Below are 24,607 nucleotides of genomic sequence, written 5' to 3' on the forward strand. Positions count from 1 at the left end.
AAATGATAGTGGATACTCTGGCCAACCGTGGCCATTACCGAGTGCTGGGCCCGCGTATTCAGGCTGCCCTGGATTATCTGGCCGCAACAGACTTCAGCCAACTGGCCCCCGGCAGCTATGAACTGGATGGTAAAAAGCTGTTTGCCATAATCAACGATTACCACACCAAGCCCAGAGAAACCGAGCCATTCGAGGTACATAGACGCTATCTGGACGTGCAGTATGTGGTCAGTGGTGAAGAGGAGTTTGGCTACCTGCCGCTGGGAACCCAAACGCCCAGTCGCCCCTATCATGAGGCGCACGACTATGCCGAGTTTGATTATCAATCCAACCGCGAAGCCGCGGCATTTATCCCTTTGAAGGCCGGCATGTTTGCCATCTTCTTCCCCGGAGACATGCATATGCCGGGTACGCTGGCCAAAGCCGTTGCTGTCCGCAAGGTAGTCGTAAAAGTACTGTTGGATTAGAAGGCCACTTGCAGTAAAACGCCCGCGATTGCGCAATGTAGATCAGATAAGGATCGGTTGACCGATCCTTCTGATGAGAGACAATCGGAAACCTGTTTGTAGGTTTCCGATTTTTTATGTCTATTCAAAACTGCTTTGCCGACTTTCTTGAAGAGAGTCCTGTTGATGTCGCTCAGCTAACCACCTTCTCCGAGCATATTCCTGACGAGTGGATTGCTAAAGCGGTAACACTTTCCGATAAAGCGACGATTCGTCGACGTCGCTTACCGAGTGATATGGTTCTTTGGCTTATTGTTGGAATGGCGTTTTTCCGCAACGAACCGATTGCCGAAGTCGCACGGCGAATGAATGTCTGTGCCGAGGGGTTGGCTAATGAGGAGCTGTTAGCAAAAAGTGCTTTAACGCAAGCAAGGCAACGCCTTGGCAAAGCAGCCCCAGAATGGTTGTTTAGGCAATGCAGCCATAGGTGGGGGTTAGAGCGTTACCCTGAGGATACATGGCAAGGTTTGCAAGTCTTTGCTGTGGATGGCGCGCTTTTTCGAACCGCTGACACACCGGAACTAAGAGACCATTTTGGGTCAGGTAATACATCCAGCGACAGACAGACGCCTCATCCAGTATTAAGGGTGGTGACCATGATGAATGTTCGCTCTCATGTCATTGTCGATGCCGCTATAAGCCCTTATCGTCGAGGCGAAATTCCTCTTGCTATGCCCTTTATTGACTCCTTACCGGATAATTCCGTGACCTTATTGGATAAGGGTTTTTATGGAGCAGGCTTACTTCTTTCTCTCCAAAATAGTGGTGCTAACAGACATTGGTTGTTACCGGCGAAGAAAGGGGTGAAATACACCCTGCTGGACGATGAAGAGAGTGACGACATGCGAGTCGAAATGAAAGTCTCTCCACAAGCACGCAAGAAAAATCCTAACCTACCTGAAACATGGCAAGTGAGAGCCGTGACTTATCAGGTACAAGGTAAGCCAAAAACCGTATTTACGTCTCTTCCCAGAGAGCAGTACGATGCGGGAGCAGTCGCGGCGCTTTACCACGAGCGATGGGAAATTGAATTAGGGTATCGAGACATAAAAAGTTCGATGCAACACAATGCGTTAGTGCTGAGGAGTAAGACAGTCGAACTTGTCTATCAAGAGTTATGGGGGCTGCTGCTTGGTTATAACTTGGTGAGACGAGAAGCGAGCCAAGCGGCAGTAGAGCATGGTCGAATGCCCAATGAAATCAGCTTTAAGTACGCTTGTCAGTTCATCGCAAGTCAGCTCAAAGTCATGAGCAAAGCGGTGTCACCAGGTAATACGCCGAAGCGTCTAAACAGTCTGCGAGGAGACTTGTCCATCCTCTTTATAGACAAACGCCCTAAGCCAAATCGGCCTAGGGCGGTAAAAATATCAAAGACCCGATATCCTGTTAATCACAAGGCAGCTCCGCTTAAGTGAACTACGTTGCCGCGATTGCGGGCGTTTTTGGGTCTGTGGTTTACTTATCGTCTTGGGGTGTGGGCTTGCAAAGCATCTCCTCGGCGCCATAACCCCAGGTCACCCTGGCCTCGCCCTGATGCTCCCAGAAGCTGTAGTCACCGCCCTGATACTTGGCGCCGCTGCCGCTTGGCACACTGAACATCAAAATGCTTCTGTCGCCGCGCTCGGCAATCATGGTTGCCGGCTCTGTCTCGAAAAAAGTAGTCACCAACTCATTGGCCGGGTTGCCGTCACAGGCAAAGAATACCGGGCCGCTAGACGCCACCAAATGATAACGGGCCTGCAGTTCTACTATCCGTCTTTGATATGAGTCCTTGGTACATTGCAGCTTGTCTTCATTCTTCCAACATTCGTTACGGCCCTTGATCCAGCCGCGCTGCTCGGCCTTGAGCAGGGGTGGCTGTTCATTGACCGCCTTGTCACCGGCCTTGGCATAAACCTCGGCCAGCTGCTGATCCAGCTTGGCAAGCTCTGGCTCCTGACAAATAAGCATCTCTATACTGGAAGCCCGCTCGCCCAAGGCGTTGCAATCAAATGTCGGCAGTTCCCGCTCTGTTGCCTGGGGCGAGCTTGAACCACCACCAGTAGCCAATGCGGCGGCAACTTCCTGGCTGTTATCCAGTGTCTGCTGCCCGCAGCCACTGAGCGTCGCCGCGGCGACCAACGCCAGTAAAAGCCCTGCCTGTGAAACTGTCCCCAAACTCATTTTTGCTCCTTAATCTTCTCGCTAGATCTACTCGCGGCTGCCTAAGCCTTTGCGCAAACTAAGCCTAGTCTAAAACCCGTCGCCTGTCCGCTGACTGAATTAAATGTCAGATCAATGAGTTGGCTACTAAGCCTTATCGACAAAATCCTGCAATGCCTGCAGATTGGCAATTTTCAGCAAGGCGCCCTGTTTTATGACCAGGCCCTTGTCGATAAGCTCTTTTACCGCCCTGCGATAGACCCGGCCAGAGGTGCCGAATCGCTCCGCTTCCTGATCCGGGCTACCACAGGAACCCAGCATCACCTCTTCGTGTTGACGCCTGAGCAGATCGAAAGCGATGTTATAGCTGATGGGGTGCAAGAGCCTATTGGTGTAGATGTCCAGCGAGTCCTGATAATCCCAGGCCAGGGCGCTGGCAAAAAAGAGGGTAAATTTGGGTTGTTGCAGCAGCATCTGCCTGACTTTCTTCAAGCATAACTGGCGGATTTCCATCGGCTCTTCGGCCACCACACTCCACTGACAACTGGTGGCGGTAAAGAACTCCATCTCACCGAAAAGGTGCCAGTCGCAATCCAGCTCCCCCAATTGAAACCTGCGACCGTTGACGGCGCAAATATTCATCGACACCCGGCCTTCGGGCACCAGGCACATATGGGTCAACTCCCGCCCCTGAGACAAGAGATCTTCACCGGCCTGCAGCAACCGGCTCTGACCGCAGCACTCGAGCATGGCGTCGCAAAACGCCTGGTGAGACTGCGTTAGATGCGCACTGAAACGCCCGGTGCTGTATGGTTGCAGCTGCATAACAATAAGATCCCGTAAAGATGATGGCTCATGCTAGCCCATCAGCCTTACGGGCACAAACTTCAGCAACAGAGCGCCTCCAGCGCCGCCAAAGACGCCAGCTTTTCCCCCTGCATCATGGCGCTATCGGCATCGACATACTGGTTGATGCCCTGTTGCACATCTTCACCATACAAGACCACATTATTGAGCACCGCAGCCACTTCCAGGCCTCTCAGGCGGCCAAGCGTCAGCAGCGCGGCTGTTTCCATGTCGGCCCCCAAGACTCCGAGTCGATGCCAATGACGGCAAATCTCCAGCTCATCATCCCGGTAAAAACTGTCGTGTGAGCGCACTATGCCGGAGTGGAAGCGGCAATCGCGGCGCTGCAAATAGGCCGCCATGGCATTGATAAGCTGCCGACTCGCCAGCGCCGGGTAACCGGGCGGTGCATAACAAGCTGAGCCACCGTCATCGCGCACTGCGGCCTCGGCCAGAATCAACTCGCCCAAGGCTATCTGCGGCTGCAGCGCGCCGGCGGAGCCGACCCGAATAACACGGCGGGCGCCACACTGATACAACTCTTCCAGGGCGATGATCGCCGATGGTGCGCCTATGCCTGTGCTGCAAACAGTGACAGCCACGCCTTGGTAAAATCCGCCCATGCTGCGAAACTCGCGGTTCTCTGCCAGCAACCGGCCATCGTCCAACAGCGCGGCAATCCGATTGACCCTTTGTGGCTCACCGCAAAGGATCACCCGCTCACTCACCTGCGCCGGAGACAGACAGATATGCGGCTGTTTATCGGCGCTCATCAGCAAGCCTCCACCGGACGGCTGCCATTGTCTTTGGCGGTACGCATCCACTGACGGGTACCGTTGGCGGCAATAAACAGCAGAATGATGTATTCAATCGACAGGGCATAAACCCCCTGGGCGGCATAAATGCCGACACTGACCACATTGATAAGTACCCAGAGGATCCAGTTCTCGACATATTTTCGGGTCATCAGAATTTGCGCCACCACAGACAGCACTGTCATTACTGAGTCCCAGAAGGGGAAGGCATCCGGCTCCAGCACTGGCTGGGCCAGCTCGGCACCAAACAGGTTGAGCGTATCGACACTGACCTGGGCAAAGAGAGCAAATACCGGATCGATATAGACAGTCATCAGGCCGATGCCCAGCACTGAGACCGCCGCGGTAAAGGCCAGTTTTTGCTTCGACAGCCAACGCACCTTGAGGATGTCGCCGGTTTGCTGATCCGGCCGGGTCCAGGCATACCAGCCATAGAGGTTGGCGCAGAAGAAAAACAGCTGCAGCAGCAAGATGCCGTAGAGCTGTATTTGATAAAAAATAATCGCAAACAGAGTGACATTAACCAACCCAAACAGATAGTTAATCGTTTTTTCCTGGCTGGCAAACCAGATACAGAGCAAACCAAATACTGTGCCCACGGCTTCAATCCATGACATGGCATAGCCACTGCCAATGGGAATGTTCACCAGGGTATTGTTGATATCAAACCAAGCGGCAATATCCATCATCTATTCCTTGCATTATTGTGTTTTGCGCCAATGTAAGCAGATGGCAAAGCTCAAGTTAAGGACATTTGTCCACCTTGGCTGATTTAAGTCACAGCACACAATTGTTTGATCTCTTCAGCACGACGTCCATGCCGGTCACAGAGGTTCACAATAGAGTTTTTCCACTTTTGGGATTCGCTTTTTTCGATTCGGCAACATTGGGCGCCATGTAACATTTTGGTTAATTCACTCAAGTCAGATGTGACTCAGTTCACTTTCCCCTGTTAGTTATCCCGCCATTATTCGAGCATACCTTGGAAGCATTTACCCAGCTATGAAAGATATAAAACGACTGGACTATGAATTAATGCAGGTGCTTATCGCCATAGATGAGCATAGAAATTGCCAAAATGCGGCCCATGCATTGAGGATAAGCAATTCGGCTATGAGCAGGTACCTCAAGCAGCTAAGAGAAATTTTTGATGACACCCTGTACATCCGCCGTGCCAGTGGTTTTATTCCCACCCATAAAGCAAGTCAATTACTGCCCATGATTAGGGAGTTGTGTCAGCGCTATCAGGAGTTGGAAAATCAGTTCACCGAGTATCAACCGGCCAAGTCACGGGAGCACTTTGTTATTTCCGTTTACGATGACTTCAGTCCGATTATTCACAAAATACTCAATAATAAGGTGCGTCCTTTCGCTCCTGACATGAGTTTTGATATTCGAATTCTTTCCCACGAATACACCACAGAACTGGAAAACGGCAATATAGATATTGCCGTGATGTCAGAAAGTTATACCGGCGCCCATTTACAGGGCAATCTATTTGCCGAAGTGAAAAACTTGTATTTATTGGGCAACCGTAAACATCCTTTCTTGCAGGATAATGTGCAGGTGACTTTGGAAGACCTGTTCAAATACCCTTATTATGAGATGGATAATTTCTGCGACTTACCCGAGCCTTTAATTGTCTCGGCAGCCAGACGGCGCAACCAGGATTGTGTCATTGCCGGCTCTACCGGGAGTCTGGCCAGCCTCGCCTGTGTACTGCTGGATATGCCTTACTACTCCATATCCTGCAATCTATTTACCACAGATTATATCGCCAGCTTTCCCAATCTTATTTATAGAAAACTGCCTCTCGAAATAAGTCAGACGCTGTTAAGCGAAATAAACACCAACAGAGATATAGGCCATTATGTCGTGGTCAGTGATCTAAATAAATCACAGGCCAGAGACTGGCTTAAGGAGGTATTGATCAGAGAGCTGAAAAGCGAATGGAATAGGGGAAGGTGCAAATAAGTCCTCGTGGCACTCTGGCTTACGGACCTGCCTGCTGTGTTGTGCTTCTTGCAAAGGACTAGAGCCATTTGCTGCGAACCACGCCTTGCATCCAGGCCTGTAAGCCGACGCAGAGCACACATGAGGCTTGTTCGCACCTTTCCTGGAAAACCCAACTCATAACAAAAAGTCTCCCGGAATGAACATGGCAAGAGTTCGCTCTTGTCAGGGGGAGCTATTACCTAAGGGATAACAAGATGAAACCAAAAATACTGAATATGGCCACATATTCGGCAGGGTTGGCTGCGCTCCTTTGTCTGCTGGGACAAGGGGTTCAGGCGGCAGACAGCTGCCTGAATTGTCACAGTGATCAAGCCAAATTACAGGCGCTGATAAAACAACATCAGTTGAAAAAAGAGTCGCTCTCCGTCGAGCAACAATCTCTGCAACTTTTGGTAAGCCAAACAGATATGGGCAGCCATGCCGAACTCGGCTGTCGCGACTGCCACAGCAAGGCCGACAAACCAGAGGGCAGAGCCTGGCACCCAGGCGTTCTGGCCGATCCCAGTGCCGATGGCGGCAGTGTCTGTGGCGACTGCCATGGTGAGGAGATGATTACCAACTTCCGCCACTCACTGCACTTCACTGTCAATGGTGTTGCCAAGGGCTTGATGGAAAGGTTGCAGCAGACCCCAGAGCGGGCCCAGTTGTTTGAACAGATGCACAATGGCGAAGAAGGCTGTGCCAGTTGCCACGCAACTTGCGGCCAGTGCCATGTCAGTGCTCCCGACTTCGCCGGTGGCGGCCTTTTGAACAAGCACGCCTTTATCGGTACACCGGATCCGGTCAAAACCTGCGAAACCTGTCACTATGAAAATGCCGAGCAGCACAAAGAGCAAGATGTGCACGTCACCAAGCACAATATGAGCTGTATCGACTGTCACAGTGCACAGCAGGAATTCCACGGTCGGGACATCAAGCAGATCCCCGAAGGCAGACTCTATAGCGAAGGCCCGGACAGTAACAAGACCGGTCCCTATGAGCAGACTCAGAAACGCGACATTATCGTGGTGAAATGTGAAGACTGCCACCAGGATAAAGTCGCCGATCACACCGAACTTCTAAGCGGTAAGGCCTCTCCCATAGATCACAATGCCAAGCTGAAATGTACCGCCTGCCACACCCAGCCCTACAGCAACTGCTTCGGTTGCCACCAGGACGACACCTTGTCTCTGGGCAACTGGCAGAGTCTCAAGACTGCCGAGACTCCGGAGCAGAACATCAAGCTGGGTCTCAGCATAGCCAATGATAAAAACAGCAAATTGATTCCGCTGAGCCATTCGGCCGGGATCAGTATCGATGCCGGGGTCAAGGTGGATCTCAAAGATCCGGCCACCAAATCCTATTGGGTGCCCTTTTCTACTCACTTTACCGCCAAGAACCCTCTGGCGACCAAGCAGGCACGCGAAAGTGGGCGCATGTGTGAAAACTGCCACAACACTGATGAGGATATCTTCCTCAAAGAAAGTGACGTTCATCTGGGAGAGACAGATCCCGTCTCAGAAAGCCAATGGATAGTCCCTAAAGAACGTTTACCCAAACACTGAGCCCAGGAGCCGAATATGAAACATAAGATGATAATCAGTTTACTGCTGTGCGGTCTTGGCAGTATGCAATACGCGCAGGCCCAGGAAAGCGCCTTTCAGACCTCTGGAGTGATCATGGGGCTGAGCAACTATCTGTGGCGCGGCCTGACCATCAGCGACGACAAACCCTCACTGCAGGCCGATATCATGTTGGAACATGAGACAGGTTTCTATGCCGGGGTCTCCTTTGAAACCTATAGATATCAAGGCGATGAGGGCATAGAAAAAGACTATGAAATCGACTACTACGCGGGTTACTACCTGACGGTCAACGACGAGTTGGGCTTTGGCTTCAATGCCATGCGTTACACCTATGGTGACAATCACTCCAATCTCGAATACACCCTGTCCATGGACTACAACAGCTTAAACTTGGCGCTCAACTATGATCAGGACTTTGAAACCTGGTACAGCGAGGCCAACTATGCACTGCCGCTGGCACAATATGGCGAACTGGTGATCCATGGCGGCTATTACTTCGATGCCGAAACCATGGGCTTTGAAGATAAGGGGGAACTGCAAGACAGCGCCTACGATCTGGCGCTGCGCTACAGCTATCCCCTGTTGTCACAGTTGGATCTGCTGCTGGAAGCCAGCTATCAGGAGTTTGAGCACGACCACTATATGATAGGACTCGCGTTCAACTTCTAATCAAGCTAGTTAACGACTAATTCCTCACCATAATAATAATTAGCAACTCCCAAACTCTTGCCCCGCCCCTGCAGCGGGGCTTTTTTTAGGTTCATCCTAGCCTTCCGGATAATGCACCGGCTTGATCAGACACATGGCGAGCATTTTCTCGGCGCAATAGGCGGCGCGCAGATAGTCCCGCGCTTTAGCTCCCTTGAGGTTGTGACTCAGCGTCATCAGCCCAAGACGCTCGGCCCTTTGCGCCAATGTTGGCCTTGGTGCCGGCAGGCCATCGGCAAGCTCATCCAGCACCCCATGCAGGGTTTGTTGCATCAGGCCCAGGCGCGGCTGCGGCGCCTGGGGGGCTGACGGCTCGGCCAGCGCCTGCGCGAGTAGCTGCTGATCGCCGGATTGGGGCAAGGTATCGAAAAAGAGGCTGAACCAGTTATCCAGCAGCAGGGAAACAGGTCGCAGGTATAAGTGGCTGGCAGTGCGCTCGATGCGCGCCACTATCAGCTCGGGTACCCGCTCGCCCAGCAACTCCAGATTGGTCACGGCTCTTTGACTCAACTTGTTGTAAGGCAGCGAGAAACTCAGCAGCGCCTGCTCCCTGTCCCAATAATGCAGTTCCATACACTGACTGGCCTGGTTGAAACCACTCAGGTAGAGACCGCTTGGCCGAAAACACAGGTACTCCTGTTGCCAGTCTATTTCGCCGACAACAGCGAGACTCACGGGCTCCAGCGGCTGGGTCGCGGGGTAGACCCGGGTATCCTGCAAACGCCGCAGGCGCCCCCAGGCATTGAGTTCGGCCTGAGCCAGGGCTTGGGTCTTACCCTGCCAACCCAGGGCCGACGGCGCGCCTGCCAGCATGGGCAGACCGCGAAATACGCTGGCATAATCCAGCCGCTGCTCGGCTTTGGGGCGGCTCTCGGCCAGGGTGATAAAACGCCCCTGCTCATCCTGCAATACCTGAGTCACACCATGGGCGCCCCCTTCGCTTTGCCAGGGGAAAGCGCCCAGTCCCAGCACCTGCTCCGGCGCTTGTTGATAGGGTCTTTGCGTCTGAGCCTGGCTGCCTTCCAGAGCCGCCAAGGAGCGGGCCAGACAGCTGAGTAGCAATTTTCGGTCCCTGACGCCTTGGCCCGAGACATATTTTTCCAGCGTGCCATGCAGCTGTTTCAAAGCGGTCAGCGGCAGATTTTGCCTGTCCATGGGCACCAGCAGGAGTTCCAGCTCTATCAGGGACGAGGGCCGCAACCTCTCTATGCCGAGCTCAGTCATCTGCTCCAGCAACTTAAGGCAACGGCGCTTTAACTGATCGCGGCTCTGCTGCCCCAGATACTGCAACTGCGCCTGCTCATCGAGCAGCCATTGCGGCCATTCAAAGGCGATGGCCTGTTCTTGGCAATAGAGCCAGACGGCGAGTAGCGCATAACGCTGCGCCTCTTCGGTGCAGATAATATCCTGCAGCCCCTGTACACGCCGAAAATACAGCTGCTGCCCCTCCAGTTCGACACAGACTGTGCCTTGCGCAAGCTTAATATCCACCGCCCAGCGGCGCTGACTCTGCTGGTACAGACGGCGAACCTGAGTCTTGCCGGCATCATTCAAAAGCTCGGCCAGATGGAGTTCCACCCGGGGCGGCTCTTCGGCGCGAGTCTCAGGGGATGCGGGCTGCTCCAGCAGATAAAGCGCCGCAGCCACTATGTGTTTACACAGGCCGGAGGCGCCGCAATCACAGCGACTGGCGAGCGGGTTATCCCAATCCAGCTGCCCCTTTTGCCCTTCAAACTCAAAGCCATAATCCTGCATCTGCGGCTGGCTTTTCTCCAACGCCTTGCGGGCCCGGCGCACCAAACCTGCACTGCCGAGGCTGGTGAGTATGGTTTCATTCATCGGCGTAGCCCCATAGTCAGCGCCAGCCATTCGGCAAAGTTATCCGGGCTGAGTGAGCCTATCTCCATCCCCAGGCGCTGCAAGTTATCGGTGCTAAAAGTGCTGTAGAAAGGCTCGGCATCGTGATTCATGGCGGTCATCCCCAACATCTTGATGCCACTGTCTATCATCCCCTGAGCCTGGGCCAGTAAGGTCTGCATCGAACCGCCCTCTTCAAAGTCGGACACGGTTGCCACCACAGAGCGCCCCGGCTCAGAACAGAGTTGCTGACAATAGCGCCAGGCCTGGGAGATCAGAGTGCCGCCGCCCAACTGGCAATTGAGCAACACAGACACGGGGTCCTGGGCCTGCTCACTCAAGTCCACCACCTGGGTGTCGAACACCACCAGCGACAACTTCACCGATGGCAAGCGGGTCAGGATCCCGGCGATCACTGCCGAGTAGATCAGCGAAGTCGCCATGGAGCCGGACTGATCTATGCAGAGCACTATGTGCCAGGGCAGTTGGTGTTGCTGGCGGGCATGGAAATAGATCCGCTCGAAACAGACCTTCTCGCCATCAAAATGCTTGAGGTTGCGGCGAATACTGGTCTGCCAGTCCAGATTGGCCAGCCGTTTCACCGGACTATGGGCCTGGCGGTTGAGCCTGCCACTCAAGTTGTTGATATAGGTCGGCCGCAGGCGGCGCAGCAACTCCTCGACCACTCCCTGAATAATTCGCTCTACCTGTTGCCGAATGGCCGGCTTGTGATGGGCATTGAGTTTCAGCAACTGCTTCAGCACCCCCATACTGGGAGTGATCTTTTCCAGCACCTGCGGCTGCTGCAACACCTGATGCAACCCAAAGCGCTCGACCGCATCGGACTGCAGCCTGTCGTTGACTGAACGGGGAAACAGGGTCTCCGCCGCCTCCAGCCAGTTGGTCACCGCCAACTCGCTTTCCCCCAAGCCTGCGCTTACCTTGAAGCCACGCTGCAGCTGGCCCTCCTGATAGAGCTGCTGCAACACCTCATCCTGTTGCTGTTGCCGGGCGCTGAGACGGGTATCAAGCGCGTTGGCATAGCGCCCCAACACCAGACGCCAGCGCTGCTTCAGTTGCTCATCCATTGACTCAATCCTTGTTGCTCCAGGTCACTGCGCAGCTGCCGCTCCAACGCCAGCCCCTGTTGAAAGTCCTGTTCAGATATCCCGTATTGCAACCAATTCAGGCCGTTATCCCACTGATTCAGCTGCAGCAAGCGGCGGCAGAGCTCATCCACTTCTCTGGCATCCAGCGCGCAGAACAAGCCCCTCATGGCCGGTAGCTTGTCGATAAACTGTGCCTCACTCAGCTCACAGAGCCAGTGATTCAGCATGGGCAGCAGGCCATGGTCTTGCCGCAACCAGTGCGGCACCACCTTGAGCAGCGCCTCAATCACAGGGAAGGGATCGTTTTGCAGCTGCAACTGTTGCAGCAGTGGCGCCGGGTCCAACTTGTCCAGCTCGATAGCCAAGGCCTGCAGGACAAAATAGAGCACGGGTCGATGGGCGTTATGACTTGTCAACCAGCGCAGTCTGTCACGCCAGGGAGACTCGAGCTCGTCCTGATGCAAGACAGCTACGCTCTGCAGATCCAACAGTAACTTCAGCGCATCTTCATCGCTCAGACGGTTGATTGCCGGTAAATGAAAGCCGACCTGATGCCACAGGGCTTTTTGGTAAGCCAGCAGCTCAATATCGGCAAACAGTGGATGATGCGCTGCCGCCAGCAAGGTCATAAAGCTATTGGCCAGTTGCTGAATGTCGCTGCATTGGCTTATCTGCTGCGCAATGGCATGGGCGCTCAGCTCTTCCGGCATCCCCAGATGCAGTGCCAACACCAGTTTTTCCACCAGTTGCTGCAAATCTTCCTGGGGCAACTCACTGAGCCGCCGTTTCACCACCAGCTCGAGACGTAGCCCCAGGCTGGATTTCTCGGCCAGTGCCACTTCCACCGCCGGAGTCCAATGATAGTCCCAATGTTCATGGCGATGGTTGAACTTCAATTGCCGGATGACCGGCATACCATTTTGTGGCCTGGCAAAACCGCTGCCCACAAACAGCAGCCGACACAGGAGGCGACGACGCTCAATATGCTTGTCCGTCATGGCGTAGAGATCGAAGTGGCAGCGTCCCGGTTTATCCGTCTGCAATCTGGCCTTGCGACATAGCGCCAACACCTCTTCCACCAGCGGTAAACTGGGTTGGTCGGCCGGTAACTGCCCCAGGGCATCGCCGCTGAGCACCTTTTGCCAGGGTTCGAGTGTCGATGCCGACAGCTGCTGTTTAATCAGGCAGCTGCCCAGAGAATCCAGCAGATCATAGCTGCCGGGGCGCGCCAAGCCACGCAAACTACAGAGGGCCTGCAGATGTTCAAAGCAGTTTTTCTTATAGATTAGCGGCAGTTGCGGCATCTGCTCCAAGAGGTAGAGCAACCAATCATCGGCGTTCAATTGCCGCTGCTGAAACTGCCAGCGACAGAAGGCCGGATAAGGCATACCGGCGCCGTAGCCTTTGCGGGCATCCAGCAAGGCGTCACTGAAACGGATCACAAAGCTGTCTTGCGTGTCATCGACGACGATCGCCTCGGCCTCATCGGCAAAGTTAATCAACGCCGGGGTATGAAAACCACCTGTGAGCACGGCCACTCGCTCATAGCGGTGGCGGGCCGCCTTGATATGGGCCCGCATCTGGGTTTCTCGGGCCAGATCGCCCATCTCTTTCAGGCTGTCTGTGCCAAAGCAGGCACGACTGGCAGCGCAGAACAGCAATACCTGGGTAAAGAAGCTCTCGGCCGAGGCGAAATTTTGTTGTTCAAACAAACGCTGCCAGAGTTCGTCGGCATCCCGGCAGCCCAGTTGCTGCTGTAGGCGGCGGCTGTAATCCGAGCTTAAAAAGCGGCTATCACTCCAGCGGTTGCTTACACCGCCCTCCTGCGCCTTTTCATCCAGATCGATGAAGATCACCTCAACGCCCTGCGCCGTCGCCCAGCGCAGCGCCTGCCATTCAGGGCTGTTCTCGGCCAGAGGGTAGTAGCTGCCACTCTGATAGATGGCAATGGGCGGCACCACAGTATCGCGCTGCAGCAGCGACAGATGGCGGATAAAACTGCCGGGGGCTTCTATTAACACAGCCTGGGGCTGCCGACGCTGCAACTGCTCCAGCGCCATGGCGGCGCAGGCGGGGCTGTGATGCCGCAGCGGCAACCAGCACACCCCGGGATCGGCCGCAGCGGCCTTGAGCAGTTCACCAAACTCCTCCCTAAGGAGCATCACCTCATCCACAGCGCTTTTCCTGCCTGGAAGAAGGCTTGCCAGCCCTGGCGTTCACGGGCGACCACATCCATGTAATGAGCCAGCTTCTTCACATCGTCGGCCTTGTCCTTGATTAGCGTGCCGTGCATCTGCTGCACCAACTGGGCGGCACTCATGGGCTCTTGCCAATAGAGGCTGTGCAGGGCGCAGCCATGCACTATATTAACCGCCTCGGCCGTGGACAGAGTGGCATCCATCGCCTGCGGGCCGACTGTGCTGCGAAGGTCGTGAAATACCCGCACCAGCAAGTCCACCAGCGCTTCATCCAGCTGCACCTGTTGGCCGCTGTCCGCCAGACGCTGGCTCACCTGAGCCAAAATCAGCTGGCGCTCCAGCAGAGGATCGCTGAGCACAGGCACTGTCTCGAAGTTGAAACGGCGCTTTAGCGCGCTGGACATCTCGTTAACCCCACGGTCCAGCAGGTTGGCGGTGGCTATCAGGTTGAAGCCCGGTTTGGCCTGAATCGAGACGCCCAGCTCGGGGATACTGAGGCTTTTTTCCGACATCAGCGAGATCAGCACATCCTGCACCTCCTGCGGGCAGCGGGTGATCTCTTCGATACGCACCAGCTTGCCCAGCTCCATCGCCTGATAGACGGGGCTTTTCAGCAGGGCTTCCAGACTGGGGCCACCGGACAGTAACAGGGCAAAGTTCCAGCTGTACTTGAGCTGCTCCTCCGTGGTGCCTGCTGTGCCCTGAATGAGATACTCACTGCTGCCGCTGATGGCGGCGCTCAATAGCTCAGAAAGCATTGACTTGGCGGTACCGGGTTCACCGACCAACATCAGGCCGTTGTTGCCCATCAGGCTGACAATGGCCCGCTCCACCAGGGCATCTTCCCCGTAGTATTTGCGGCTGATATCAAGCGCCGCATCGCCGCAGATAAAACGTCGCACCGCCCCGGCCGACATGGCCCAGCCCGGTGGAATAACCCCCTTGTCGGCCGCCATCAAGCGTTGCAATTCATCCTGATAACGCTGCTCGGCATAAGCCCGAATGACTTGTTCCATCCTGTTTGCTTCTCCTTATTGGCTGCCACCGCCAAGGCAGCAGCCTAATCCATCCGTTATCGACCTTTACCAGGGCAGTTTCGATTCCCAGTCCAATTCTGCCACACACTTGTCGCCGACTTCACGATAGTCAACGGCGATGGCATTGAGCAGGTTGACCGGCACCTCGGCCAACGGCAATTGACGGTAGCGGGCATAACGGCCGCGGGGGTTGGTCCGCTCCATGACCCTGATGTCATAGATGGCGGCGGCCTCGTTTTCTTCCGGCACGCAGTTACCGCTGAAGCCGAACTCCACTCTCAGCCCCAGGGTATCGAAACGCTTGAAGTAGTGATCAAAGAAACCGCCGTCTTCCGCTTCACCGCGCTGATAACCTTTCTTGGTCAACAGGCCACGCAGGGTATAGCAGTCGGTCATCCGGCCGCGCTGGTCATTGAGTGCCTCCTGGTCTTCAGTCAACGTCACTTCGGCACTTCGCAGCTGCTCAAACAGCGGCTTGACCTTGTAATCCTTGAGATGTGCACGCCAGGCATCCAGCGCAGCCTCCGGTAACAGGTTACCGCTCACCAGGCGTATACTCGCCGCAGCGGGCAGTTGCAGCTCTTCATCATCAATATCGATAAAGGCGCCGTCTTCCGTGGGTCTGAAGGTTTGCCATTGACCATCAATCTCCACCTGCCAGAGGGTGCGCTGCAACAGGCGATACATGACCGGATGCTGATGCAGGTATTGCTGCCAGTCCGCGGCGAGCCAATGCCGCTCTGTGACCATGGCCTCATACAATCTGGCACTTTGCTGTTCAACCACCTGCTTGAGTTCTTTCTTGCAGTTGCTGAACCATTTTTTCACTTCGGCAATATCGCCTTCGTTATCTGTCTGCCGAGGTTGCGGCAGGCTCTTGAGCAGCTTGCCCTCTTCGTTGAGCAATCTCAGCTTGAGGTCGTCCCCGAGTGCCAGCGCCAAAGTACGGCTGCCGAATTCAAACGGGCTGGGCTGGGTCAGATGTTCGAGCCCGGCCGTCTGCACAGTGCGATCCGCCAGCTCATCCTGAGTCCAGCCGTTACGGGCCGCGATTAGACTGACTTGCGCCCGCGCCAGCTCCTGCACCGAGTTGGTACGATAACGCCGCGAAATACTCAGCAGAAACTGAATCGCCACAGGATCGTCCGAGTTGGCCAAGGCCTGCAACATGGCCTCTATCTGTGCCCGCCGCTCATAGCGCTTCTTCATAAAGGGTTGGATCATGCCCAGCAGGGTTTGCGCATCGCCGCCAGCGATCAGGGCCAACATCCCCTTATCTTTGATGGCCGAGCCCTGGAGCTCATTCTTTTTCTCGGCAAAGCAGGCCTGAAACGCATCCTCAAGGGTCTTGTGTTGATACTCCTGACCCCAGTCGTATTTGGCCCAATGCTGATAAGATTGAAAGGTCTGCTGCTGATGCGCCTTGGCATATTCCAATGCCTCATCATCCGAAGGACCACCTGTATCCTGGGCGATAAATGCCGACAGAATAAAATGCCCAAGGCGCTGACGGCTTTCACTATCCAGCAGTGACAGATAGTGACTCAGCAATGGGTTGCCCTGAGGCTGCTTGAGTTTCACCGCCAAGACTACCCACCAGAACACCAGTTCGGGCTCGACCGGGCTGCCGTCTTCAAAACGGCATGCGGGCAGCGCTTCACGCGGGAACCAATCCATCGACTTGGGTGGCGCCTTTTTAAGGCCAGCATTGGCTTCGGCCAGCAGCGCTTCCTTGCCAAGGAACTGGCTGATATCGGCGCCGGTTTGCAACAAGGCTTCCAGCAACACTACCCGGGTTGGCATATCTTTCTCTTTATTCAGCGCCTGACTCAATGCCTCCTGCGCCGAAGCCGCCTTGAGGCGACCCAACCAAGTGGCGGCCAGTACCCGGTTATCCTTGCTGCCGGAGGCCAGCTCGGGAGTGATAAGGCTGATATCGGCGCCGTGGCGTTCGGCGCAGTACTGAGCCGCCGCCTGTATGGCTTTGCGACCATGGAAGGCATGTTCATGAACCTTTCTTTGCCAGTGCTGCGGCAGCTTGGGAAATTCGGCCAGAATCGCCAAGGTCTGTATCAATACCTGATTGGCATCGTGTCGATAGGTGCCATTGAGCACCCGGCCATTAAGGCCATGCTCTATATAGTCGGGGTTTTCGGCAAAGAAGGGCCAGATCAACAGTTGTTCACAGGCGGCAGGCAACCAGTCATCTTCGCGGCCTTCGTAACCAAACAGGGCTTCAACCAAGGCCGCGGCGGGTTGATTCTCTTGGTTGCACAGGCTCAAGAGTTGTCGTAAATCCATCATCCCCTGCAGACTTCTCAGAATATGTTCCTGACCCAGCATATGCTCCCAGGAATGGCAGGAGAGCTCATGGCGTTCCATCCGCAAAATCAGCCGCAGACAGGCTTTGGGGTGCTCGTCGAGATCGGCGTGGCTGATCAGAGAATAAAACCCTGGCAGAGATGATTGCCGGCCTCTTTCGAGGTCCATCAGCGCCGCTTGCAGCTTGGTACTACTGATCTGCTGCCACTGCTGCAGACTTTTCCGGTAGTCGGCCAAAAAACTTTTTAGGTAGCTGGGGGCATCTGGGTGCTCCGCTGCAGCGATATCTTCTTCGAACTCTTTGATCTCTTTAGCCAACTGCTTTTCACACAGACCGAGCCATTCTTCAGGCACTTTGACGTTATTATCAATGGCCGCAACGGCCGGAATGTCCCAGCTGAACGGCTCACTCTGTTGCTGCCGGGTCGTGTTATCCAGCATTTTCGCCAGTGCCGTTTTCACCGTGGCGGATTTCTCTTCACTGTGCCAGCGCTGCAGCAAGGGAGTCGCTTCAGGATAGCGGCCGGCCACAACCAGCCAGTGACCACGGGTAGCCGCCTTGGCACCCGGAAATTCCCGCTCCAGAAACGCCAACAGCTGCTGTTGCGGGCTCTTTTTCAGCAGTTTCAGGGCCTCTTCACGGACAGTCGCCGAACCATCGGCGGCCAACGCCATGACCAGCGGCAGCTGCGCCTGTGACAGGGTCTGACAGGCTTTATTGAGCAAAGCACAAAAGGTTTCGCGGCCGCTGAAATGCAACTGTTTCAACAGCTGCAGATATTCAGGATCTTCACTGAGCTTGAGCCAGTCGGTACTCTTCCTCAGCGCGGTGCGGAATGTATCGTGATAATAAGAGTCGGAACCTTCTAGAATAAAGGCTTCCAGCTCATGGGGCGGGTGCTCATATTGCGCGACCAGCGACGCCAGATAATCACGACCGGGCAGATCTTTGCCCGCCAAACGGCAACCGTAATACTCTTCCGCCAACTCTTTAAACAGCATCAGCACGCCATTGAGCCAGCCGCTCGAGCTGTTTTGCACGCCGTAGGTGCTTATATCTGGGTTGCAGGCATGACACACCAAGCCGAGACGGCGCATAACGGCCGCTTCATTACAGGCACCGGTTGCCACAAACTGGTTGATGGCATCACGGGCCTGAACCAAGCGTTGATCATTTTGTCCGTAGCCATAGGAAACTCCCGGCCGCGCCAGTGTTTCTCTGGCACTGAGCTGCTGGAGCTGCGACAGGCATGCCACAGGTTCACCGGTCAAAATATACTGACTGACGGCTTGTGCCAAACCGGTTTGCTGCTCATCGATAATCCGGCAAGCGTCTAGCAGTAACTTGTCTGTATTGGGGCGAGTGAAGGCTTCAAGCTTGTTTTTTAATACGTCCAGCATCTCTCATATTCCTTGAGTCATTAGCAAATATGTCTTCCTTCCCCCAATAGCAGACATTCAGTAAACACCTGCTTAAGCTGGCGGCCGAGCCTCCTTTTCGGACGAGGAAGGGCAATTCTAACGGAAACACAAAAACAATATCGCTTACAAAACACTCAGTTACAGTTCAATGCCGCCAAGTGTGATCCAGCCTCCCCGGGATGACGCCATATTACCCATAGAGTGCGGTTGATTGGCCTTGAAACCGCCAGCGACTTAGGCCACGCCAACAACAAAATCAGCGATATCCGGCAAGGAGTCATGGTCAATGTCTCAAATCTTGTTTGAAAAACATGCTGGCTGGAGATTGCAAACAAAAGTTACTAATGGTAACTTTGCACTTGTTACTATAAGTAACTTAGTCAACCAAGCGTTAGTGGCTGTCGTTTCATGGATATCTGTTTCAAGGGTATCCGTTTCGAGGCCGTCCGTTTCGAGGACAGGCAAAGCAGCCGACCGGCACAGCTTGGTATTTTTGCCGTTGCGCTTAAGCCGTAAACGGCCAATAACAGCAACAGGAGTTTTAGTGTGGAAAGGTTAACCAAGTGCACTCTGGACAATGCCGATGAACTGGCCAAACCCATATTGCAGGAGATCAAGGCTCGCTACGGAGTGATCCCCAACTTCTATTCAGCCCTGGGCATAGATGGCGCGGTCATGAAGGGCTATCTGGAGTTTGAGGCCAATCTGGAAGAGCACAGTTTGCTGAGCCTGGCCCAGCGGGAGATGATCTCCCTGGCGGTTGCCAACTATAACGGCTGCGAATACTGTGTCAGCGGCCATAGCTTTTCCGGAAAACGTGCCGGACTCAGCCCCGACGCCTGCATCAAGGCGCAGCAAGGCAAGGCCGATAACAGCGAAGATCAACTGCTGCTGGATGTTGCCCTGGCACTGCTGCAACACAGAGGCAAACTGCCGGACTCATTGCTAACGGCCTGTTTGGATGCCGGGTTCAGTGAGGCCAAGGTGATGCAAGTCTGCGCCTGGAGTGGTCTGAATAACTTCAGCAACTGGGTTAACAACACAGTGCAGCCAAAAATCGACTTTCCAAAGGTTCCACTGCAACCCTATACTGAGTAACAAAAGAGAAGCGACAATGCTATGCATTGCCGCTTTTTCAATTTAAATTCAATCAGCTATCTGTGGGGGATACGTGAAGAAGAGAATGCTCAAAGATCAGCGCAGGGAACAGTTGCTCGAAGTTGCCTGTGAGATTGTCCGCGAAGCCGGTACCGATGCGCTGACCTTGAACACCCTGGCTCAAAGAGCCGGAGTAACCAAGCCTTTGACCTATCGTCACTTCGCCACCCGACAAGGATTGTTGGCACAGATGTACCGCCACTACGACAGTCAATTTGTCGAGGCGGTGAAACAAGCCGAAGCGGAGCAAAAAACCTCGCTGGCAGAGCTTTGCACTTTGGTCTGCTGCGCCTATCTGGACTGCGCCGTACGCTGCGGCCCCGAGTATGAGGCGATAGTTGCGGCGCTGCGCGGCTATCCTGAGTATCAGAACATCACTACAGATATTCGCGACTTCTTCACCGATTTCTACAGCGAACTCTTTGCCGATTACATCCAGTTGCCGGCGCCACAAAGTAAACTGCTGTACTGGGCCATCCATGGTGCCATCAATGAAGTCGCCAATGCCGTGGCCTGCGGCCATGCCACACCACAAGAAACAATAACCAGGCTAAGCCAATTGCTGCAACGCATGCTCGGCGCCGACGATTGCTGATTCAGGCAAACCTGCATTCAAGCGTTATCTCTGCCCCCTGAGTGCGCCGACTCAACCAACATCTGAGCCGCTGCTGCGCCAAGGGCGATACACTGTCCAACCCTGGCTCCAGGTAGACCACCGCAGTCAACACGTTTTGCTTCTCATCCAAACGCCACAGGTGCATCGACTCGACTCTGACCACTTCAGGTCTGGCGGCCAATTGCTCCTGCAACAGTTCCGGGGCCAAGTCAGCCGGAGCCTGCTGCATCAGAATACGCCCGGACTCCGCCAATAGCAGTGCGCCATGGTGGATCACGTAAACAGAGATCAATACAGTGACCAGGAGATCGACCCAATACCATTGGTAAAGGATAATCAGCCCGCTGGCTACCAACACAGCCACTGATGCCATGGCATCCGATACATTATGAACAAAGGCTGCGCGGATATTCATCTTGTCCTTGGCCCCGACACCATAAGTCAACATAGCAGTGCCAATATAGATAATCAAAGCCAGGGCAGCCAGCCAAAACATCAGCAAACCGTCCACAGACTGCTGACTCCATTGCGGGTTCCAGAAACGCTGCAGAGCCTCATAGACAAGGTACACACCTACCAACGATAAGATTGCCGCATTGATAAAGGTACCCAGCACTTCGGCGCGTTTATAGCCGTAGCTCATCCCTGGGTGACTGGTTTTCCGGCTTAATTTACGGGCAATTAAAGCTATCAAGATTGCTATGGCGTCACCGAAGTTATGCAGAGCATCGGCAATCAATGACAAACTACCAGCCCAAATACCACCAAACAACTGCGCCAGAGTGAGTAAGATATTGATGATCACCGCCAATCCCAGACGACCGCCATGATCCGGGTTATCTTGGTGGAAGTGCCCCGTATTCTCCAACTCCAGTGCCTGCCATTCTTGAGAAGATTTTTGCATAGCATGTTTCCCTATAAAAGGGGGCATCCCTGCCCAGGCCTACCGCAAAGCGGCAGGCCTTAGACGCAGGCCAGGTAGGCAGTCCGGCCATAACCCAAAGCGGCTCTCATCTTCCACTTTAGGGCGTCACGCTCCAATCTGTACAATGCTTCTCTATCAGAGTAAATCAGCTGTTATTCCAAGGTTTCCAGCTCCTTGTCGCTCTTGATGTACAGGGCTCGATACAGGGTCGGCAATACCAAGAGAGTCAATGCGGTTGAGCTCAGCAGGCCGCCTATCACCACCACGGCCAGCGGCTTTTGGATCTCACTGCCGGCACCGGTTGACATCAAAATGGGGATCAGCCCCAGCGCCGAAGTCAGTGCGGTCATCAACACAGGGCGCAGTCGGCCGACCGTGCCTTCAAACACCGCCTGTTCCAACGACTCGCCGCTGTTGCGCCTCTGGTTGATTGAATCCACCAGCACCACCCCATTGAGCACCGCCACCCCAAACAGAGTGATAAAGCCAATAGAGCTGGGCACAGATAGATAGGTACCGCTGAGCCAGAGCGCCAGCACGCCGCCAATCAATGCCAATGGCACATTGGCCATGATCAGCGCCACCTGCTTGATAGAGCCAAAGGAGAAGTAAAGCAGCAAGGCGATCAGTGCCACAGAGATGGGCACCACCATACTCAGCCTTTGTTGGGCCCGCTGCTGGTTCTCATACTGACCGCCCACCATCACGGTATAGCCCGGCGGCAGTTGGGCTTCGGGCACCAGGTTGTAGATATCCTGCACCACGGAGCCCATGTCCCGGCCGGAGACGTTGGCCTGCACCACCACTCGCCGCTGCACATCGTCACGGCGGATATTGGGCGGCGCCATCTCTATGCTGACATCGGCCACTTCGCCCAAACGCACCTGCGCCCCATTGGCGGCCACCAGACGCAGATCGGCTATCGCATCCGGGCTCTGGCGGAAACGGTTGGCCAGACGCAGGTTGATATCGTAACGGGCGTTGCCGTCGATCACCTGACCGGCACTGCTGCCGCCTATGCCTGTGCTCACCAGCGACATCACCTCATCGACACTGATGCCGTAACGTCCCAGCATCGCGTTGTTGGGACGCACCACCAATTGCGCCTCGCCGGTGATCTGCTCAAGAGACACATCCACGGCACCGGGCACCTGGGCCACCAATTTCGACAGTTGTTCGCCTTTTTCCGCCAGCACATCGAGATCCGGGCCAAACAGCTTGATGGCCAACTGTGCCTTGACCCCGGACAGGAGTTCATCAACCCGGGTAGCGATCGGCTGGGAAAAGGTCAGCAACAATCCGGGGAAGACACTGAGTTTCTGCTCCATCAGGCGTTGCAGTTCGGCGCGACTATTTGCAGAAGTCCACTGTTCCAGCGGTTTGAGACCGATGTAGATTTCAATATTGCTCACCGGCTCAGGGTCGCCGCCCAGTTCAGGTGCCCCTATACGGGACAGGGCATACTCCACCTCGGGAAATTCCAGCAGCAGGGCCTCAAGTTTGGGCGCCACATCCAGAGAGGTCTCCAGGCTCGCGGTGGGTGCCAAGGTGACCCGCAAGTTGATGGTGCCCTCTTCCAGCTCAGGCACAAATTCCGTACCCAACTTTGGTAGCAGCGACAGGCTCATGCCCAACATGACTACCGCCACCAGGCCCACCTTGCCAGGCGAGGTCAATACCTTTTGCAGCAGCGGGCGGTAGGCCCGCTCAAGCGGTGCCAATACTGGGCTTTGCCGGAAAGTCACCCCCTTGCGGAACAGATAAACGGCCAGTGCCGGCACCACCAACAGTGCCACCAACAGCGCCGAGATCATCGCAAGAATGATACTCACCGCCATCGGCTGAAACAGCTTGCCTTCGACCCCTTGCAAGGCAAACAGCGGCGCAAACACCACTATGATGATCGCCGTAGCAAAGAACACCGGGCTGCACACCTCTTTGGCGGCCTGCCATACCCGCATGGCAATCGAGCCTCTGTGTTGGTCTTCTTCGCCATGGTAAGGGTCTTCCTCGCCATCGCTGCGCTGCCGCGCCTGGTCTTGGTGGCGCCTATCCGGCTCACTCAGATGTTTGAAGATGTTCTCCACCATCACCACAGAACCATCCACCAGCATACCTATGGCGATCGCCAAACCACCGAGCGACATCAGGTTGGCCGACATTCCCAGATAGCTCATCACCAGCAATGCCAACAAAATGGAGACTGGAATTGACAGCAATACCAGCAAGGTGGCCCGTACGTTGACCAGGAACAGTGCCAGGATCACCACGATAAACACAAAGGCCAATAACAGGGCATCACGCACTGTGGTCACCGCCTTGGTTACCAAGTCAGCCTGATCGTAGAACACCTCGAAGGTCACCCCCTCGGGCAGCGCCTGGCTGATCAACTGCTCGCGCTCGGCGATATCATCGATAGTCGCCTTGGTGTTGGCGCCCATTCTTTTGAGCACTACCCCGGCAACCACTTCGCCCAAGGCCTTGGCTTCTCCATTGTCGTCCCGACGGGTCATGGTGACGGCGCCGACCCGGATTTCACTGCCAAAGCCCACTTCGGCCAAATCGGAGACAATGACCGGTGTGCCCTGGTATTCGCTCACCGGAATGCGGCCTATGGCGTCCAGCCCGGCCTGACCCGCAGGCAACAAACCATAACCACGCACCACGAGTTGCTCCTGACCGTTGGGCATAAACCAGCCGCCGGCATTGCGGTTGTTGGCATTCAGCGCCTGCTCCAGCTGTGACATAGACAAACCGTAAGCCAGCAGCCTATTGGGATCGACCCTGACCTGATACTGACGCACTTCGCCACCGAAAGAGAGCACATCGGTCACGCCACCAACCGGCATCAGCAACAGCTTCACCAGATAATCGTTGAGACTACGCAGCTCATCGGCGCCGATATTACTGTCCGGTTCGGCTCGCAGAATGTACTGATAAATCTGCCCAAGACCCGAGGTGTTGGGGCCGATTTCCGGCACCCCGACTCCATCCGGGATCATCTCCTTGGCGGTGGCCAGCTGTTCAAACACCTGCTGACGAGCAAAGTAGATATCTGTGCCTTCCTCAAACACCACAGTCACTATGGAAAGTCCGGTGCGGGAGAGTGAACGAACTTCTGTCACCGCAGGCAGTGAGTACATGCTGGACTCCACCGGATAAGAGATGAGTTTTTCCACCTCTTCGGCCGCCAGTCCCTCGGCTTCGGTATTGACAGTGACTTGCACATTGGTCACATCGGGAAAGGCATCCAGATTAAGCTTTGGCAGGGCAAACACCCCCACCACCAAAACAACAATCAAGGCCAGCAACACCAGAAAGCGGTTGCGGATAGCCCAATCTATTAACGATTGCAGCATAGTGCT

18 protein-coding genes are annotated in these 24,607 nt (G+C 54.9%); 7 read left to right on the forward strand and 11 right to left on the reverse strand.

The annotated features are described in order from the left end of the window. Positions 1-2 precede the first annotated feature (2 nt). Both WKR14_RS17930 and WKR14_RS17935 read left to right on the forward strand, forming a co-directional pair. Entirely contained in the window at positions 3-467 is a 465-nt protein-coding gene (locus WKR14_RS17930) for a YhcH/YjgK/YiaL family protein (RefSeq protein ID WP_234555254.1), read from the forward strand. Between the two features lie 116 nt (positions 468-583). Further along, positions 584-1,921: an IS4 family transposase gene (locus WKR14_RS17935; protein ID WP_165564965.1), complete on the forward strand. Its 1,338-nt coding sequence runs from the start codon at positions 584-586 to the stop codon at positions 1,919-1,921. 40 nt (positions 1,922-1,961) lie between these two features. Here the strand turns inward: WKR14_RS17935 and WKR14_RS17940 are convergent, their stop codons facing one another. From WKR14_RS17940 to pnuC, 4 genes are all read right to left on the reverse strand, one after another. Beyond that, positions 1,962-2,669: an MliC family protein gene (locus WKR14_RS17940; RefSeq protein ID WP_146509689.1), complete on the reverse strand. Its 708-nt coding sequence runs from the start codon at positions 2,667-2,669 to the stop codon at positions 1,962-1,964. A 126-nt stretch (positions 2,670-2,795) separates the two neighbouring features. Further along, entirely contained in the window at positions 2,796-3,473 is a 678-nt protein-coding gene (locus tag WKR14_RS17945; protein WP_339087071.1) for a Crp/Fnr family transcriptional regulator, read from the reverse strand. A gap of 62 nt (positions 3,474-3,535) precedes the next feature. Further along, positions 3,536-4,267 carry a nucleoside phosphorylase gene (locus WKR14_RS17950; RefSeq protein ID WP_071475506.1) on the reverse strand — a complete coding sequence of 244 codons (732 nt, stop codon included), beginning with the start codon at positions 4,265-4,267 and terminating at the stop codon, positions 3,536-3,538. Then, the gene (gene pnuC / locus WKR14_RS17955; protein ID WP_335922048.1) at positions 4,267-4,998 is read right to left on the reverse strand and encodes a nicotinamide riboside transporter PnuC; all 732 of its coding nucleotides are present in this window, start codon (positions 4,996-4,998) and stop codon (positions 4,267-4,269) included. Before pnuC ends, WKR14_RS17950 begins: the two co-directional genes overlap by 1 nt. Positions 4,999-5,311: 313 nt before the next feature. On the opposite strand from pnuC, the gene WKR14_RS17960 reads away from it, so the two are divergent. From WKR14_RS17960 to WKR14_RS17970, 3 genes are all read left to right on the forward strand, one after another. Then, positions 5,312-6,283 carry a LysR family transcriptional regulator gene (locus WKR14_RS17960; protein WP_101056755.1) on the forward strand — a complete coding sequence of 324 codons (972 nt, stop codon included), beginning with the start codon at positions 5,312-5,314 and terminating at the stop codon, positions 6,281-6,283. Positions 6,284-6,519: 236 nt separating this feature from the next. Further along, complete coding sequence (locus WKR14_RS17965) at positions 6,520-7,869, forward strand: hypothetical protein (RefSeq protein ID WP_335922047.1); 1,350 nt, start codon at positions 6,520-6,522, stop codon at positions 7,867-7,869. Positions 7,870-7,884: 15 nt separating this feature from the next. Beyond that, positions 7,885-8,559 carry a TorF family putative porin gene (locus WKR14_RS17970; protein WP_101094976.1) on the forward strand — a complete coding sequence of 225 codons (675 nt, stop codon included), beginning with the start codon at positions 7,885-7,887 and terminating at the stop codon, positions 8,557-8,559. Between the two features lie 96 nt (positions 8,560-8,655). On the opposite strand, the gene WKR14_RS17975 is transcribed toward WKR14_RS17970, so the two are convergent. The 5 genes from WKR14_RS17975 to WKR14_RS17995 form a co-directional block, all read right to left on the reverse strand. Then, complete coding sequence (locus tag WKR14_RS17975; protein ID WP_339087072.1) at positions 8,656-10,467, reverse strand: SWIM zinc finger family protein; 1,812 nt, start codon at positions 10,465-10,467, stop codon at positions 8,656-8,658. After that, on the reverse strand, positions 10,434-11,543 hold the full coding sequence (locus WKR14_RS17980) for a VWA domain-containing protein (protein WP_226685318.1): 1,110 nt from the start codon (positions 11,541-11,543) through the stop codon (positions 10,434-10,436). The genes WKR14_RS17975 and WKR14_RS17980 overlap by 34 nt, the downstream gene beginning before the upstream one ends. Continuing rightward, the gene (locus WKR14_RS17985; protein WP_339087073.1) at positions 11,528-13,738 is read right to left on the reverse strand and encodes a DUF5682 family protein; all 2,211 of its coding nucleotides are present in this window, start codon (positions 13,736-13,738) and stop codon (positions 11,528-11,530) included. The genes WKR14_RS17980 and WKR14_RS17985 overlap by 16 nt, the downstream gene beginning before the upstream one ends. Next, positions 13,726-14,778, reverse strand: a complete 1,053-nt coding sequence (locus tag WKR14_RS17990; RefSeq protein ID WP_233962923.1) for an AAA family ATPase — start codon at positions 14,776-14,778, stop codon at positions 13,726-13,728. Before WKR14_RS17990 ends, WKR14_RS17985 begins: the two co-directional genes overlap by 13 nt. Positions 14,779-14,844: 66 nt before the next feature. Further along, on the reverse strand, positions 14,845-18,522 hold the full coding sequence (locus tag WKR14_RS17995; protein ID WP_335922044.1) for a DUF4132 domain-containing protein: 3,678 nt from the start codon (positions 18,520-18,522) through the stop codon (positions 14,845-14,847). 567 nt (positions 18,523-19,089) lie between these two features. Here WKR14_RS17995 and WKR14_RS18000 point away from each other — a divergent pair. Further along, entirely contained in the window at positions 19,090-19,641 is a 552-nt protein-coding gene (locus WKR14_RS18000; protein ID WP_052248157.1) for a carboxymuconolactone decarboxylase family protein, read from the forward strand. A 73-nt stretch (positions 19,642-19,714) separates the two neighbouring features. Beyond that, on the forward strand, positions 19,715-20,296 hold the full coding sequence (locus tag WKR14_RS18005) for a TetR/AcrR family transcriptional regulator (RefSeq protein ID WP_143078327.1): 582 nt from the start codon (positions 19,715-19,717) through the stop codon (positions 20,294-20,296). Position 20,297: 1 nt separating this feature from the next. Here the strand turns inward: WKR14_RS18005 and WKR14_RS18010 are convergent, their stop codons facing one another. Continuing rightward, positions 20,298-21,221 (reverse strand): cation diffusion facilitator family transporter, encoded by a 924-nt coding sequence (locus tag WKR14_RS18010; protein WP_335922043.1) that lies wholly within the window; start codon positions 21,219-21,221, stop codon positions 20,298-20,300. A gap of 173 nt (positions 21,222-21,394) precedes the next feature. Next, entirely contained in the window at positions 21,395-24,601 is a 3,207-nt protein-coding gene (locus WKR14_RS18015; RefSeq protein WP_335922042.1) for a CusA/CzcA family heavy metal efflux RND transporter, read from the reverse strand. Positions 24,602-24,607 lie beyond the last annotated feature (6 nt).

Source organism: Shewanella chilikensis, from assembly GCF_037953065.1.
In the GTDB taxonomy this organism is placed as follows: domain Bacteria; phylum Pseudomonadota; class Gammaproteobacteria; order Enterobacterales; family Shewanellaceae; genus Shewanella; species Shewanella chilikensis.